The following is a 15,945-nucleotide window of genomic DNA, read 5'->3' as shown; positions in this document are numbered from 1 at the left end:
TTTCTTCTCTAGAATGCACTCTAATAAAGAAGCTCAATAAATAACGGTTACGATAAATGACAGTACAAACGGAATTTGGTCTACGAGAATACTTAGCTGATGAAGGTCGATTACTTATCACTGCCCCTCGTTTTGATTTTGACTCTTACCCTAAGCTCGGTGACCGTTTAGTCACATTACTTTCAGCTTCGATTGTTGAAAAGCAGTGGGACGCGGACATGCATTCTTGGTTGATTGACTTTGAAGGGTGTAAGTTCTTCTTAAAGTCGGAACATTACAGTGAATCTATTTGGTTAGAGTCATTAAATGCCTCCGAAAGCCGAGAAGAATTTGATTACTTAGCAACACTGTTTGAACGCGGTTTTTAAAAACGTTGAGTCGTCACAAGCAAGATAAAAATAATTTATAGGGGATAAACGTTTGCGTTTTTCTCCATTATTGCAGCCAATATTGATTAATGTATAATCGCTCGCCGCTCAGTAGAGCGATTTATTTTATACATTTGTCTTTCACATTATTGGTAAGAGCCTTATTCATCACTGACTAAGAGACTCGATTTGGGTTCCCTCACCCCCAAACCAAACTAAAAAGGTTACAGCATGAGTAATTTTACCCCTGCGCAACAGCGCAAAGCCCTAGCACTACTAGTTTTGTTCCATTTGGTGATCATTGCATCCAGCAATTATTTGGTTCAACTTCCCTTTACCGTCTTTGGAATGCATACCACTTGGGGCGCATTCACTTTTCCGTTTATCTTCTTAGCGACTGATTTAACTGTTCGTATTTTTGGCGCCAAGCTTGCCCGTAAAATCATTTTCTTAGTGATGTTACCTGCACTTGCTGTGTCGTACTTGCTGTCAGTTGTGTTTTTTGAAGGTCAATTCCAAGGTTTTGGTCAACTGTCTGAATTCAACTTGTTTGTTGCCCGCATCGCTGCTGCAAGTTTTATGGCTTACTTGCTAGGTCAAATCTTGGATGTGCATGTGTTCAACCGATTACGTCAGCTAAAGCAGTGGTGGGTCGCCCCAACTTGCTCAACGTTGATTGGTAATGCTTTAGATACGATTGCCTTCTTTGCGATTGCTTTCTACCAAAGCCCTGATCCTTTCATGGCTGAACACTGGACAGAAATTGCGCTGGTGGACTATGGGTTTAAGCTAATTATCAGTTTAGGTTTGTTTGTTCCGATGTACGGTGTGCTTCTTAATTTTGTAGTAAGAAAATTAACAGCCGTAAATCCTGACTTTAAAGCAACGGGTGTGAATGCTTAATTTGGTTTAAAAATTTCTGGTTTAAATGCTATACACTTTGTGCGTGATATAAGAAAAAGCCCAAGCGAGTTGCTTGGGCTTTTTTGTATTCGATAATTACTTAATTCGAATGCACAATTCTTTCAATTGTCTGGTTCTTCCAACCAAACTTACGATGTCTACTCACTCGCGTTTATTACGAGCGGCCATCCAATATCGCTTTGTCGGTTGGCTTCAATTTCCAGTTCAGCAGCTGTGAGTGGGTTATCCACTAACCATTGCTTAGAAATTGAAAGAGTAAGGTTATCGCCATTGACCTCAAGAGATACTTGCGGCTCAAGCTGCGTATTACGACGATGCGTCAGTAATGTCGCTAAGCGTAGAAGACGTAAAATACGTTTACTGCTAGTACCAGACACCGCATGTTGCTCTGGTAATGAAGTAAGCTGCTCTCGGTAGCGTCGCACAATTTCACCTAAGCAAAATTTTTGAGCACGAGTAAAACCAGGAAGGTCGAGGTTTTGTAGTAAATATGCCCCGTGTTCACCACCTTTCTTAAAGTCGATGGTTAACCCAATTTCATGCAGTTTTGCAGCCGTGGTTAATAATACCGAGGCTTGAGGTTCACTTATCCATTCGTCACCACCGGCTTGCAACAATAGATTCTGGCTAAGTGTTGCAACTTGTTCACCGTATTCAACATCCATTTGGTAGCGAGATTGTACGCTAGCAATTGTGCGGTTATGAATGTTGTCATGACGAAGCTCATCGACCATTTCGTAAGCTAAGCCTTCACGAAGAGCGCCGCCAGCAAGGGTCATAGATTCGATTTTAAGTGACTCGAATATCGCAATCAGTATTGATAGCCCACTAGGGAATACTAAAGCGCGTTCTAGTGTTAAGCCCTCAATCTCTAATTCTTCTAAACGCTCAGCAAGCATGGCTTGTTTTTGTAAGCGCTTAAGTTTAGTAAGAGTGATTACCTCATCCATACCTTGCGCAAGCATGATTTCTTGTAAGGCTTGTACAGTACCGCTCGCCCCTACACAGACATCCCAACCAAGTTGGTTATAGTTATCAAGGATAGGAGATAGAGTTGCTTTAGCTGCTTCTATAGCATTATCAAAGTTGCTGGCATTCAATTGGCGATCTTTAAAGTGGCGTTCAAGCCAAGTCACACAGCCCATTTTTAAGCTAGTTAATGCTTTTGCTGTGAAACCTTCACCAATTATAACTTCGGTACTTGCTCCGCCAATATCAACCACTAAACGGCGACCACTGCCTCCAGAAGTATGAGCCACACCTTTATATATAGTGGCGGCTTCTTCTTCCCCAGAGATAACGTTGATCTTTTGCCCAAGAATATCATTGGCTTTCTTTAGAAAAATATCCACATTGGTTGCGGTACGCAGGGTTGCGGTACCGACAATACGGATATTTTCTGGTGGAATATCTTGTAATCGCTCTGCAAAGAGACTCAAACAGTCCCAACCGCGCTGCATGGCTTCAGTACTAAGCGCATTATTTTCATCTAAGCCTGCGGCTAAACGAACTTTGCGTTTAATTTTTGCCATGGTTTGTACGCTGCCATCGATATGACGCACAACGAGCATATGAAAACTGTTCGACCCGAGGTCGATTGCAGCATAAAGCGGAGGTGACACTGTTTGACTCATAAGCGACTAAGCTTCCTTGTTATGACGCGGTTGGCGTGGGCGACGGTTTTGGTGCGGCTTACGGTTACCGTTACGTGGACCATTGTTGTTTGAGCGACGTTGTTGCGGGTTACGTGGGCGTAAGCGCAGTGGAGCTGGTAGGTCTTCTAATAATGCTGATGCATCATAATCAGAGACTGGAATTGCATGCTCGATGTATTCTTCGATTGGTGGAAGATTGATTGCGTAATCTTCACAAGCAAAGCTAATTGAATGACCACTTTCACCTGCACGACCCGTACGACCGATACGGTGAACGTAATCTTCGCAATCGTCAGGTAGGTCGAAGTTGAATACATGCGTTACTTGTGGAATATGTAGACCACGTGCTGCAACATCGGTTGCAACGAGTAAGTCGACATCACCTTGAGTGAATTGCTCAAGAATCTTCTCACGTTTTTTCTGTGGTACATCACCGTTTAGTAAACCAACACGGTGTCCATCAGCGGCTAGGTGACCCCAAACTGATTCACATTTGTGTTTTGTGTTTGCAAAAATGATTGCGCGATCTGGCCATTCTTCTTCAATAAGTGTTTGCAGAAGTGCCATTTTGTGTTCGTTAGAAGGGTAGAACAGTTCTTCTTGAATACGGTGACCCGTTTTGCGCTCAGGCTCAACAACAACATGCTCTGGGTTGTGCATGTGTTCAAAGGCAAGCTCTTGTACACGGTAAGAAAGCGTCGCAGAGAACAACATGTTCAGGCGATCTTTTGGCTCAGGCATACGGCGGAACAAGAAACGAATGTCTTTAATAAAGCCAAGATCGAACATGCGGTCTGCTTCATCAAGTACAACGGCTTGAATGTGGTTAAGGTTAAACACTTTCTGCTTGTAGAAATCGATAATACGGCCAGTCGTACCAATTAAGATATCTGCGCCTTCTTCGATTTTACCTAGTTGCTTGTCGTAGCTTTCGCCACCGTAAGCGAGTGCTGCTTTGATACCTGTGCTTGCAACCAGAGAGTCAGCATCGTTGTAGATCTGAATCGCTAGTTCACGCGTTGGTGCCATAATAATCGCACGTGGCTGGTTAGGCTTACGCCCTTCATGCTCAGGTGTTTTTAGCAGGTGGTTAAAAGTAGCAGTAAGAAACGCAAGCGTTTTACCAGTACCCGTTTGGGCCTGGCCTGCAATGTCTTGGCCGGTGAGCAGTACCGGGAGCGCCAAGGCTTGGATAGGGGTACAATAGTCGAACCCTTTTTTCTCCAATCCTTCAATGACTTGCGGAAGTAAATCCAAGTCGGCGAACTTTTGCTCTGTGATATGCGTCTTTTTCATCGCTATAGAATATCAGCTTAAGCTTGCAATACGAAAGTAAATACATTCCAATAGGGCATCTATTTACTGGTTATCATCCAACCAGTTCTAAAAAACACATTGGAGTGGAAGATGAGTGATAAGATTTTGCAGCTAACTGATGACGGTTTTGATAACGATGTAATCAATGCTGCAGGCCCTGTTCTTGTTGATTTTTGGGCAGAATGGTGCGGTCCTTGTAAGATGATTGCCCCGATTCTTGATGAAATCGCAGATGAGTACGAAGGCAAGCTCACTATCGGTAAACTAAATATCGACCAGAATGCTGGAACGCCACCAAAGTTTGGTATCCGCGGAATTCCAACACTGCTTCTTTTTAAAGATGGCGGTGTAGCAGCAACTAAAGTTGGTGCATTGTCTAAGACTCAACTAAAAGAGTTTTTAGACGCTAACCTTTAATTAGGTTTGTATTAGAAAAGAAACCGCGCAAAGAAAAATGCGCGGTTTTGTTTTTTGTAATGCTAGACTAGGCTAATAATTAGTGCTAATTTATCGCACGTTAATTGAACAACATTCCTCTTCTTGGTCGATCCTGAGACCAAATCCTTCTTAACTTAAGAAAACAGATCCTATTTTGACTAAACAAACTTCCACCACTATGAATCTTACTGAACTGAAGAACAGACCTGTGTCTGAACTTGTTAAACTTAGCGAAAGCTTAGGTCTTGAAAATCAAGCGCGTCTAAGAAAACAAGATATTATCTTCTCCATCCTTAAAGCGCATGCAAAAAGTGGTGAAGACATTTTTGGCGACGGGGTACTGGAAATTCTTCAAGACGGTTTTGGTTTCCTACGTAGCGCCGACAGTTCGTACCTTGCTGGTCCTGATGATATTTATGTATCACCGAGTCAGATTCGTCGTTTCAACTTACGTACTGGCGACTCAATTGCCGGAAAGATTCGCCCACCAAAAGATGGCGAACGTTACTTTGCACTACTGAAAGTAAATACGGTTAACTACGATAAGCCAGATAACGCACGTAATAAAATCCTTTTTGAAAACCTTACACCACTTCACGCGAACGAGCGTATGGTTATGGAAGCAGGTAACGGTGCGACTGAAGATATTACAGCTCGAATCCTAGATCTCGCTTCACCAATTGGTAAAGGTCAGCGTGGTCTTATCGTTGCTCCGCCAAAAGCGGGTAAAACAATGCTGTTACAGAACATTGCTCAAAGCATTGCTCGTAACCACCCAGAATGTGAGTTGATGGTTTTACTTATCGATGAGCGTCCTGAAGAAGTAACTGAAATGCAGCGTCTAGTTAAAGGTGAAGTTGTAGCATCAACATTTGATGAACCAGCATCTCGCCACGTACAAGTTGCAGAAATGGTTATCGAAAAAGCGAAACGTTTAGTTGAGCACAAGAAAGACGTTGTTATCTTACTTGATTCAATTACTCGTTTAGCTCGTGCTTACAACACTGTTGTTCCATCGTCAGGTAAAGTTTTGACTGGTGGTGTAGATGCAAATGCTCTACATCGTCCAAAGCGTTTCTTCGGTGCAGCTCGTAATGTTGAAGAAGGCGGAAGCTTAACTATCATCGCAACTGCATTGGTTGATACTGGTTCTAAGATGGATGAAGTTATCTACGAAGAATTTAAAGGTACTGGTAACATGGAATTGCACTTAAACCGTAAGATTGCGGAAAAGCGTGTATTCCCGGCTATCGATTTTAACCGCTCTGGTACTCGTCGTGAAGAATTGCTGACGAAGAAAGATGAACTGCAGAAAATGTGGATTCTACGTAAGATTGTTCACCCAATGGGCGAAATCGATGCAATGGAATTCCTTATCGACAAGCTAGCAATGACGAAGACCAATGATGAGTTCTTCGATGCTATGCGTCGTCAGAAGTAACGTGAGTTATCTGAAGTAATGAAACGCTGCCCAAGGGCGGCGTTTTTTATTTGCATTTTTTCTGTACTGCTTGCAGAATGAACAAAAATGTTACAAGGAAGTTAACATGCAACACGGACTGTTGTCGTCATTACTCCTGTCTACCTCTTTGCTCGTATCTTCTGTAGGTATGGGGCATGCAACTGAAATGTCTTCACAGGCAGTAGAAACTTGGCTTGAGAATGAGCAAATACAATCAAAAACCGCAGAGCTTCTTGAGCTTGTCATGCGTGATGAAGTTGATTCACTGCGATTTTCTTTAGAGCGTTTAGCTTTCCCTCAACAAGAAGTTGCTCGATACCAGCTGTTAAAAAAGCTTGAACAGCAGAACGTTGTTTTAACAGCGAAGATGTCTATTTTCATTGAGCAGCAACGTGCAATCGTGCCCACGTACCAAGTCTTGGAGCGAGGGGATGGTTATGAATTCACAACTCCAGCATTTAATTTTCCTTCAATCGCAAGCCGACTAATAAAGCAGTGGCGACAAGATCAAACGACGCTTGTCTTTGTTTTAGATGCTGAGAAAAAGCAACTCGATTTACAGAAGTGGTTATCGGGATCAGATCATCAAGTACAGGCACGTGAAGCTTTACTGATCCGCGAACTGGATAGCTTGTCACCTGAAGCCGTGGACTTCTTATCTAGCCAATTTGCTGGCTCGACTATTGTGAGTTGGTTACCGTCAACACAAGTGGTGGTTCGGTTTGCCCAAGTCAGTGAAGACGCATCTGTATATCAGCTACTATGGAAAATGAGAGCGGACTACCATAGTCAGGCTGAATTAGAGAGGTTGGCAAAAACGCATCAGCCTTTCGCGCTACAGCAAGTTATGGAGGCAACTAAAAATCCTAGATTAAAAGATGAAGCGATCACGTTGCTAACAAGAGTTAATCCTCTACCTGATGATGTTAAAGCATTTCTTGTGTCTCGAATGGCAATTGCGGAAGAGGCTCCTTTAGTGGCAAGGGAGCTAGCTAAACAAGGTCATACCCTTTGGTTACAAGACCTCGTTGATGATAACCCGACAGTGAAAGGCTCTTTGATACAAAAATTCATTCCTTAACTGAGATCCAAATGCCAGATAACCTTACTAAAAAGGGGGACCGATGCGTTTCCCTTTTTGTTATACTGTTTGTAGATTAACCAGCCATTTAGAAGCCCTATGAGTTTTAAGGATTTACGAGATTTTATTGACCATCTAGAAAAGAATGGTCAATTGAAACGCATTGCTCACCCAATTGACCCTCACTATGAAATGACGGAAATCAGTGATCGTACTTTACGAGCTGGTGGTCCTGCGTTGTTGTTTGAAAACCCTATCGGTTATGATTTTCCTGTTTTAACCAACTTGTTTGGTACGGCACAGCGTGTCGCGATTGGTATGGGAAGACAAGACGTAAAAGAGCTCCGAGAGGTTGGCAAGCTGTTAGCTTATTTAAAAGAGCCTGAACCGCCAAAAGGTTTTAAAGATGCTTTAGATAAGCTACCAGTATTCAAACAAGTTCTGAATATGCCTGCTAAACGTTTACGTAAAGCGGCTTGCCAACAAGTTGTATGGCAAGGTGATGATGTTGATCTTGATAAGATTCCTGTGATGAGTTGTTGGGCGGATGATGTCGCACCGCTTTTAACTTGGGGTCTTACTGTTACGCGTGGTCCGAATAAGAAGCGCCAAAATCTTGGTATCTATCGTCAACAGAAAATAGGCAAGAATAAAATCATCATGCGCTGGCTTGCTCACCGTGGTGGTGCACTTGATCTACGAGAGTGGATGGAAACGAATCCAGGAAAGCCATTTCCTGTATCTGTTGCTTTTGGTGCTGACCCAGCAACAATCTTAGGGGCAGTGACCCCAGTTCCTGACTCATTATCTGAATATGCTTTTGCTGGTTTATTACGTGGTAGTAAAACGGAAGTGGTCAAATCCATCAGCAATGATTTAGAAGTTCCTGCTAGCGCTGAAATAGTAATGGAAGGCTATATAGACCCGAATGAATTCGCAGACGAAGGACCGTATGGAGACCATACTGGTTACTACAATGAGAAAGAAAAGCATCATGTGTTTACTATTACTCATGTAACTATGCGCGAGAACCCTATCTATCATAGTACTTATACTGGGCGCCCACCTGATGAACCCGCAGTTCTAGGTGTTGCACTTAATGAAGTGTTTGTACCTATTCTTCAAAAACAGTTCCCGGAAATTGAAGATTTTTATCTGCCACCAGAAGGTTGTTCATACCGAATGGCGGTGGTGACAATGAAGAAGCAATACCCAGGTCACGCGAAACGCGTAATGATGGGAGTTTGGTCCTTTTTACGTCAGTTCATGTATACCAAGTTTGTTCTAGTATGCGATGAAGATGTGAATGCTCGGGATTGGTCATCCGTGACTCAGGCTATGGCGGAACACATGGACCCAGTACGCGATAGCCTCATGATCGAGAATACTCCGATTGATTCATTAGACTTTGCTTCTCCCGTTGTAGGTTTGGGTTCTAAGATGGGGTTGGATATTACTAAAAAGTGGGAGGCTGAATTAGCGCTTTCTACTGAGATTACTCCGCTTCTTCTCAATAAAGAAGAAACCGAAAAGCACCTGGCTGAATTAGCAAAAGTCTTCCCAGAGATAATCGATATCCACCTGCAAAATGAAAACCAAAGCATGGTGATTGTTTCTATTAATAAAACATCAGCAGGTCATACAAAGAAAGTCATCAATGGTATCTGGGCTCAGTTCACTGAAAACAAATTCGTTATCGTATGCGATGAAGATGTAAATGTCCGAGATTGGAACGATATTATCTGGGCTATTACAACTCGTATGGATCCATCAAGAGATACTTTATTTTTAGAGAGTAATTCAGAACCTTCTAAAATGGGTTTAGACGCAACGAATAAAGTTCAAGGTGAAGAGTGCCTACGTGAGTGGGGTACTCCAATAACTAAAGATCCTAAAGTTGTACAAAAAATTGATAGTATTTGGGATCAACTAGGAATTTTATGAGCTACCAAGTAGTCTTGTATCCAGAAAATATTAGTTTCGATATAGAAAGCGGGCAAACGGTTTTGGAGGCTGCGCTCAACAGCAATATTAACTTCCCAAACCGTTGCCAAGTAGGTGCATGTGCTATGTGCCTGTGTAAAAAATTAGAAGGACAAGTCAGTTATCACCTTGAACCTATGCTCACAGAGAAAGAGCAAGCACAAGGTTGGGTTTTTGCTTGTCAGGCATTTGCAGAAAGTAATTTAGTTTTAACCTTTGAAGATTAAAGGTTAGCGAGAGGAAAACATGACAATTAAATGTAAAGTTAAGTCTATTGAACCATTAGCCTGTAACACGTATCAAATATTGCTTCACCCAGAAACTCCCGTGACTTTTAAAGCAGGGCAATACTTGATGGTAGAAATGGGCGAGAAAGACAAGCGTCCATTTTCAATTGCGAGCAGCCCTTGCCGCCATGAAGGTGAATTAGAGCTTCATATTGGTGCTGCTGAACACAATGCCTATGCTCTAGAAGTTGTAGAAGCGATGAAAAAAGCATTAGCAGAAGATGGTGATATTGATATCGATGCGCCACATGGTGATGCATGGGTTAAAGAAGAAAGTGAACGTCCTCTTTTACTTATTGCTGGTGGTACTGGTTTTAGCTACGTACGTTCAATCTTAGATCACTGTATCGCGCAGAGTAAGTCGAACCCTATCTATCTATATTGGGGTGGTAAAGACGAGCGCCAGTTGTATGCACAATCTGAACTACTGAAAATAGCCGCAAGCAATGATAACGTTCACTTTGTGCCTGTAGTCGAAGAGGTACCAGCTGGTTGGGGTGGCAAGACAGGAAACGTTCTTCAAGCAATTAGTGAAGACTTTGATTCTTTAGCTGATTACGACATCTATATTGCTGGTCGTTTTGAAATGGCTGGTGCTGCACGTGACTTGTTTACCCAAAATAAACAAGCAAAGAGCGATCATATGTACGCAGATGCTTACGCTTTTATTTAGTAAAAAGTCGGATGTTAGAGTAAAAAGAGAGCAGAAATGCTCTCTTTTTTAATGTTTGGTGATCTATTGAGCAGTTAACCTCTATTTATTCATTTTTTATGAAAAAGTAGTTGCTATGTTTCGAGAGCTCCCTATAATGCGACCCCACTGAGAAGGCATACGCCATAAGGCTTCAAGCGTAATCGGTAAGACGGAATCAGGTAAGAAATTAAATTTCAAAAAGTGTTTGACACTGAATGCTAATTCGCTAGAATGACCGTCCGCTTTGAGAAGAAGACTTCGAAAAGCAAAGCTCTTTAACAATTTAAACCTATCAATCTGTGTGGGCACTCGTTGATGAATATCAAAATTTGTTTTGTATTAGCAAAGCAAGATTTCCTCGGAAATCAATTTGGTTTCAATGAACTGAGTGACCAATACGAATAACTTCGGTTATTTGGCACAGTCAATTCATTACCATTCTGTTGGAATGGTAATAGCTTTAGAATTACATGTTCCTATTTTTTTCGAAAGAGTGGTGAATATTAGTTTTGAAGTCAGTATTCATTGAGCCGACAAAATCTTAAATTGAAGAGTTTGATCATGGCTCAGATTGAACGCTGGCGGCAGGCCTAACACATGCAAGTCGAGCGGAAACGACAACATTGACTCTTCGGATGATTTGTTGGGCGTCGAGCGGCGGACGGGTGAGTAATGCCTAGGAAGTTGCCCGGTAGAGGGGGATAACCATTGGAAACGATGGCTAATACCGCATAATCTCTATGGAGCAAAGCAGGGGACCTTCGGGCCTTGTGCTACCGGATACGCCTAGGTGGGATTAGCTAGTTGGTGAGGTAATGGCTCACCAAGGCGACGATCCCTAGCTGGTCTGAGAGGATGATCAGCCACACTGGAACTGAGACACGGTCCAGACTCCTACGGGAGGCAGCAGTGGGGAATATTGCACAATGGGCGAAAGCCTGATGCAGCCATGCCGCGTGTATGAAGAAGGCCTTCGGGTTGTAAAGTACTTTCAGTTGTGAGGAAGGGGGTAAGCTTAATACGCTTATCTCTTGACGTTAGCAACAGAAGAAGCACCGGCTAACTCCGTGCCAGCAGCCGCGGTAATACGGAGGGTGCGAGCGTTAATCGGAATTACTGGGCGTAAAGCGCATGCAGGTGGTTCATTAAGTCAGATGTGAAAGCCCGGGGCTCAACCTCGGAACTGCATTTGAAACTGGTGAACTAGAGTACTGTAGAGGGGGGTAGAATTTCAGGTGTAGCGGTGAAATGCGTAGAGATCTGAAGGAATACCAGTGGCGAAGGCGGCCCCCTGGACAGATACTGACACTCAGATGCGAAAGCGTGGGGAGCAAACAGGATTAGATACCCTGGTAGTCCACGCCGTAAACGATGTCTACTTGGAGGTTGTGGCCTTGAGCCGTGGCTTTCGGAGCTAACGCGTTAAGTAGACCGCCTGGGGAGTACGGTCGCAAGATTAAAACTCAAATGAATTGACGGGGGCCCGCACAAGCGGTGGAGCATGTGGTTTAATTCGATGCAACGCGAAGAACCTTACCTACTCTTGACATCCAGAGAAGCCAGCGGAGACGCAGGTGTGCCTTCGGGAGCTCTGAGACAGGTGCTGCATGGCTGTCGTCAGCTCGTGTTGTGAAATGTTGGGTTAAGTCCCGCAACGAGCGCAACCCTTATCCTTGTTTGCCAGCGAGTAATGTCGGGAACTCCAGGGAGACTGCCGGTGATAAACCGGAGGAAGGTGGGGACGACGTCAAGTCATCATGGCCCTTACGAGTAGGGCTACACACGTGCTACAATGGCGCATACAGAGGGCAGCAAGCTAGCGATAGTGAGCGAATCCCAAAAAGTGCGTCGTAGTCCGGATTGGAGTCTGCAACTCGACTCCATGAAGTCGGAATCGCTAGTAATCGTGAATCAGAATGTCACGGTGAATACGTTCCCGGGCCTTGTACACACCGCCCGTCACACCATGGGAGTGGGCTGCAAAAGAAGTGGGTAGTTTAACCTTTCGGGGAGGACGCTCACCACTTTGTGGTTCATGACTGGGGTGAAGTCGTAACAAGGTAGCCCTAGGGGAACCTGGGGCTGGATCACCTCCTTATACGAAGATATCGTTGATGAGTACCCACACAGATTGATGGTTTAGATTTAGTTAAAGCCAGAGCTTTAATTAATAACGCGAGTTATTGATTAAAGCTTTTTGCTTTATGCTCTTTAACAATTTGGAAAGCTGACTGATTGATTACTTACGAGTAATTCAATCAAATTTAAAAGTTCTCAATGTTTATCTTTAACTAGATAAACACAACAAACACATTCAAGTGTCTTGTATTCGAATCAAACCTAGTTTGATTCACAATTGAGTCCGGCAAACAGTTATCAAGAATTAACCCTTCTTGATGACAACCAAAACCTTGGTTAGTTGCCATACACAAGACCCTTTCGGGTTGTATGGTTAAGTGACTAAGCGTACACGGTGGATGCCTTGGCAGTCAGAGGCGATGAAAGGCGTAATAACTTGCGATAAGCCCAGATTAGGTAGTAATAACCTTTTGAGTCTGGGATTCCTGAATGGGGAAACCCACTTACATAAGTAAGTATCCTGTTGTGAATACATAGCAACAGGAGGCAAACCGGGGGAACTGAAACATCTAAGTACCCCGAGGAAGAGAAATCAACCGAGATTCCGAAAGTAGCGGCGAGCGAAATTGGATTAGCCCTTAAGCTTTTAATGATGCAGGTGAAGACTCTGGAAAGTGTCGCAACAAAGGGTGATAGCCCCGTAACCGACGCATCATAATCAGTGAAATCGAGTAGGGCGGGACACGTGATATCCTGTCTGAATATGGGGGGACCATCCTCCAAGGCTAAATACTACTGACTGACCGATAGTGAACCAGTACCGTGAGGGAAAGGCGAAAAGAACCCCTGTGAGGGGAGTGAAATAGAACCTGAAACCGTGTACGTACAAGCAGTAGGAGCACCTTCGTGGTGTGACTGCGTACCTTTTGTATAATGGGTCAGCGACTTAATTTTAGTAGCAAGGTTAACCGTTTAGGGGAGCCGTAGGGAAACCGAGTCTTAACTGGGCGTACAGTTGCTAGGATTAGACCCGAAACCAGGTGATCTAGCCATGGGCAGGTTGAAGGTTGAGTAACATCAACTGGAGGACCGAACCGACTAATGTTGAAAAATTAGCGGATGACTTGTGGCTAGGGGTGAAAGGCCAATCAAACCTGGAGATAGCTGGTTCTCCCCGAAAGCTATTTAGGTAGCGCCTCGGACGAATACTACTGGGGGTAGAGCACTGTTAAGGCTAGGGGGTCATCCCGACTTACCAACCCTTTGCAAACTCCGAATACCAGTAAGTACTATCCGGGAGACACACGGCGGGTGCTAACGTCCGTCGTGGAGAGGGAAACAACCCAGACCGCCAGCTAAGGTCCCAAAGTATAGCTAAGTGGGAAACGATGTGGGAAGGCTCAGACAGCCAGGATGTTGGCTTAGAAGCAGCCATCATTTAAAGAAAGCGTAATAGCTCACTGGTCGAGTCGGCCTGCGCGGAAGATGTAACGGGGCTAAGCTATACACCGAAGCTGCGGCTACGTACCTTAGGGTATGTGGGGTAGGGGAGCGTTCTGTAAGCCGTTGAAGGTGGTCTGTAAGGGCTGCTGGAGGTATCAGAAGTGCGAATGCTGACATGAGTAACGATAAAGGGAGTGAAAAACTCCCTCGCCGGAAGACCAAGGGTTCCTGTCCAACGTTAATCGGGGCAGGGTAAGTCGACTCCTAAGGCGAGGCCGAAAGGCGTAGTCGATGGGAAACAGGTTAATATTCCTGTACTTCTTATAATTGCGATGGGGGGACGGAGAAGGCTAGGTGAGCCTGGCGACGGTTGTCCAGGTCCAAGTACGTAGGCGGAAAGTTTAGGTAAATCCGGACTTTCATTAACGCTGAGATACGATGTCGAGCTACTACGGTAGTGAAGTCATTGATGCCATACTTCCAGGAAAAGCCTCTAAGCTTCAGATTATAAGAAATCGTACCCCAAACCGACACAGGTGGTCGGGTAGAGAATACCAAGGCGCTTGAGAGAACTCGGGTGAAGGAACTAGGCAAAATGGTACCGTAACTTCGGGAGAAGGTACGCTCTTATCAGTGAAGTCCCTTGCGGATGGAGCAGACGAGAGTCGCAGATACCAGGTGGCTGCAACTGTTTATTAAAAACACAGCACTGTGCAAAATCGTAAGATGACGTATACGGTGTGACGCCTGCCCGGTGCCGGAAGGTTAATTGATGGGGTTAGACTTCGGTCGAAGCTCTTGATCGAAGCCCCGGTAAACGGCGGCCGTAACTATAACGGTCCTAAGGTAGCGAAATTCCTTGTCGGGTAAGTTCCGACCTGCACGAATGGCGTAATGATGGCCACGCTGTCTCCACCCGAGACTCAGTGAAATTGAAATCGCTGTGAAGATGCAGTGTACCCGCGGCTAGACGGAAAGACCCCGTGAACCTTTACTACAGCTTGGCACTGAACATTGACCCTACATGTGTAGGATAGGTGGGAGACTATGAAATTGCGTCGCTAGATGTGATGGAGTCGTCCTTGAAATACCACCCTTGTATGCTTGATGTTCTAACGTCGGTCCCTGAATCGGGATTACGGACAGTGCCTGGTGGGTAGTTTGACTGGGGCGGTCTCCTCCCAAAGAGTAACGGAGGAGCACGAAGGTGGGCTAAACACGGTTGGACATCGTGTGGTTAGTGCAATGGCATAAGCCCGCTTGACTGCGAGAATGACAATTCGAGCAGGTGCGAAAGCAGGTCATAGTGATCCGGTGGTTCTGAATGGAAGGGCCATCGCTCAACGGATAAAAGGTACTCCGGGGATAACAGGCTGATACCGCCCAAGAGTTCATATCGACGGCGGTGTTTGGCACCTCGATGTCGGCTCATCACATCCTGGGGCTGAAGTCGGTCCCAAGGGTATGGCTGTTCGCCATTTAAAGTGGTACGCGAGCTGGGTTTAGAACGTCGTGAGACAGTTCGGTCCCTATCTGCCGTGGGCGTTGGAAAATTGAAAGGGGCTGCTCCTAGTACGAGAGGACCGGAGTGGACGAACCTCTGGTGTTCGGGTTGTCATGCCAATGGCATTGCCCGGTAGCTAAGTTCGGAATCGATAAGCGCTGAAAGCATCTAAGCGCGAAGCGAGCCTTGAGATGAGTTTTCCCTGACGCTTTAAGCGTCCTTAAGGGTTGTCGTAGACTACGACGTTGATAGGCAGGGTGTGTAAGTGCTGCGAGGCATTGAGCTAACCTGTACTAATTGCCCGTGAGGCTTAACCATACAACACCCAAGGGGTTTTGTGGACTCATAGAAATACCAGACCTTGAATGAGTTTGAAGAGAACAAAAACAGCTTTCCAGATTATTTTGCCTTCAGTTTTTAAAACTGGAAGTAAAAGCAAAATTTGCTTGGCGACCATAGCATTGTGGACCCACCTGACTCCATGCCGAACTCAGAAGTGAAACACAATAGCGCCGATGGTAGTGTGGGGCTTCCCCATGTGAGAGTAGGACATCGCCAGGCTTTAATTTCGACTTTGTCTAGTTTCTAGACAAGTCACCATAGAGTTCTAAGTTTTCTTAGTATTTTATGTTGACTTTCAAAGTAGAAAGCGTATTATACGCGTCCTGCTTAAGTGCTAAGGCACTGAAAGCAAAGCTCTTTAACAATTT

Annotated in this window: 11 protein-coding genes and 3 rRNA genes; 11 read left to right on the top strand and 3 right to left on the bottom strand. The window is 44.6% G+C overall.

The window, feature by feature from the left end:
* Nucleotides 1-56 precede the first annotated feature (56 nt).
* Together OCU78_RS14115 and OCU78_RS14110 are read left to right on the top strand one after the other, a co-directional pair.
* Nucleotides 57-368, top strand: coding sequence for a DUF3630 family protein (locus tag OCU78_RS14115; RefSeq protein WP_137375520.1), 312 nt, complete (start codon nt 57-59; stop codon nt 366-368).
* A gap of 231 nt (nt 369-599) precedes the next feature.
* Entirely contained in the window at nt 600-1,271 is a 672-nt protein-coding gene (locus OCU78_RS14110; RefSeq protein WP_137375519.1) for a 7-cyano-7-deazaguanine/7-aminomethyl-7-deazaguanine transporter, read from the top strand.
* Nucleotides 1,272-1,429: 158 nt separating this feature from the next.
* On the opposite strand, the gene gppA is transcribed toward OCU78_RS14110, so the two are convergent.
* Nucleotides 1,430-2,926: a guanosine-5'-triphosphate,3'-diphosphate diphosphatase gene (gene gppA / locus OCU78_RS14105; RefSeq protein ID WP_137375518.1), complete on the bottom strand. Its 1,497-nt coding sequence runs from the start codon at nt 2,924-2,926 to the stop codon at nt 1,430-1,432.
* 6 nt (nt 2,927-2,932) lie between these two features.
* On the bottom strand, nt 2,933-4,243 hold the full coding sequence (rhlB, locus tag OCU78_RS14100; RefSeq protein WP_137375517.1) for an ATP-dependent RNA helicase RhlB: 1,311 nt from the start codon (nt 4,241-4,243) through the stop codon (nt 2,933-2,935).
* A 111-nt stretch (nt 4,244-4,354) separates the two neighbouring features.
* Here rhlB and trxA point away from each other — a divergent pair, with 111 nt between their 5' ends.
* From trxA to OCU78_RS14065, 7 genes are all read left to right on the top strand, one after another.
* Complete coding sequence (gene trxA / locus OCU78_RS14095; RefSeq protein ID WP_010440700.1) at nt 4,355-4,681, top strand: thioredoxin TrxA; 327 nt, start codon at nt 4,355-4,357, stop codon at nt 4,679-4,681.
* A gap of 199 nt (nt 4,682-4,880) precedes the next feature.
* Nucleotides 4,881-6,143, top strand: coding sequence for a transcription termination factor Rho (gene rho / locus OCU78_RS14090; protein ID WP_137375542.1), 1,263 nt, complete (start codon nt 4,881-4,883; stop codon nt 6,141-6,143).
* A 106-nt stretch (nt 6,144-6,249) separates the two neighbouring features.
* Nucleotides 6,250-7,245, top strand: a complete 996-nt coding sequence (locus tag OCU78_RS14085; RefSeq protein WP_137375516.1) for a hypothetical protein — start codon at nt 6,250-6,252, stop codon at nt 7,243-7,245.
* 99 nt (nt 7,246-7,344) lie between these two features.
* Entirely contained in the window at nt 7,345-9,189 is a 1,845-nt protein-coding gene (ubiD, locus tag OCU78_RS14080; RefSeq protein ID WP_137375515.1) for a 4-hydroxy-3-polyprenylbenzoate decarboxylase, read from the top strand.
* Nucleotides 9,186-9,455 carry a 2Fe-2S iron-sulfur cluster-binding protein gene (locus OCU78_RS14075; protein ID WP_137375514.1) on the top strand — a complete coding sequence of 90 codons (270 nt, stop codon included), beginning with the start codon at nt 9,186-9,188 and terminating at the stop codon, nt 9,453-9,455. The genes ubiD and OCU78_RS14075 overlap by 4 nt, the downstream gene beginning before the upstream one ends.
* 19 nt (nt 9,456-9,474) lie before the next feature.
* On the top strand, nt 9,475-10,188 hold the full coding sequence (gene fre, locus OCU78_RS14070) for an NAD(P)H-flavin reductase (RefSeq protein WP_137375513.1): 714 nt from the start codon (nt 9,475-9,477) through the stop codon (nt 10,186-10,188).
* 564 nt (nt 10,189-10,752) lie between these two features.
* A 16S ribosomal RNA gene (locus tag OCU78_RS14065) occupies nt 10,753-12,307 on the top strand.
* Nucleotides 12,308-12,500: 193 nt separating this feature from the next.
* Here the strand turns inward: OCU78_RS14065 and OCU78_RS14060 are convergent.
* Nucleotides 12,501-12,635, bottom strand: a complete 135-nt coding sequence (locus tag OCU78_RS14060) for a hypothetical protein (protein ID WP_261856019.1) — start codon at nt 12,633-12,635, stop codon at nt 12,501-12,503.
* A gap of 24 nt (nt 12,636-12,659) precedes the next feature.
* Here OCU78_RS14060 and OCU78_RS14055 point away from each other — a divergent pair.
* Together OCU78_RS14055 and rrf are read left to right on the top strand one after the other, a co-directional pair.
* Nucleotides 12,660-15,553 (top strand): 23S ribosomal RNA (locus OCU78_RS14055).
* A 127-nt stretch (nt 15,554-15,680) separates the two neighbouring features.
* Nucleotides 15,681-15,796, top strand: a 5S ribosomal RNA gene (gene rrf / locus OCU78_RS14050).
* The 16S, 23S and 5S rRNA genes sit together here, the layout of an rRNA operon.
* The last annotated feature ends 149 nt before the right edge of the window (nt 15,797-15,945 follow it).

The sequence above is a fragment of the Vibrio gallaecicus genome, from assembly GCF_024347495.1.
In the GTDB taxonomy this organism is placed as follows: Bacteria; Pseudomonadota; Gammaproteobacteria; order Enterobacterales; family Vibrionaceae; genus Vibrio; species Vibrio gallaecicus.
This window is presented reverse-complemented; position numbering and strand designations above follow the sequence as displayed.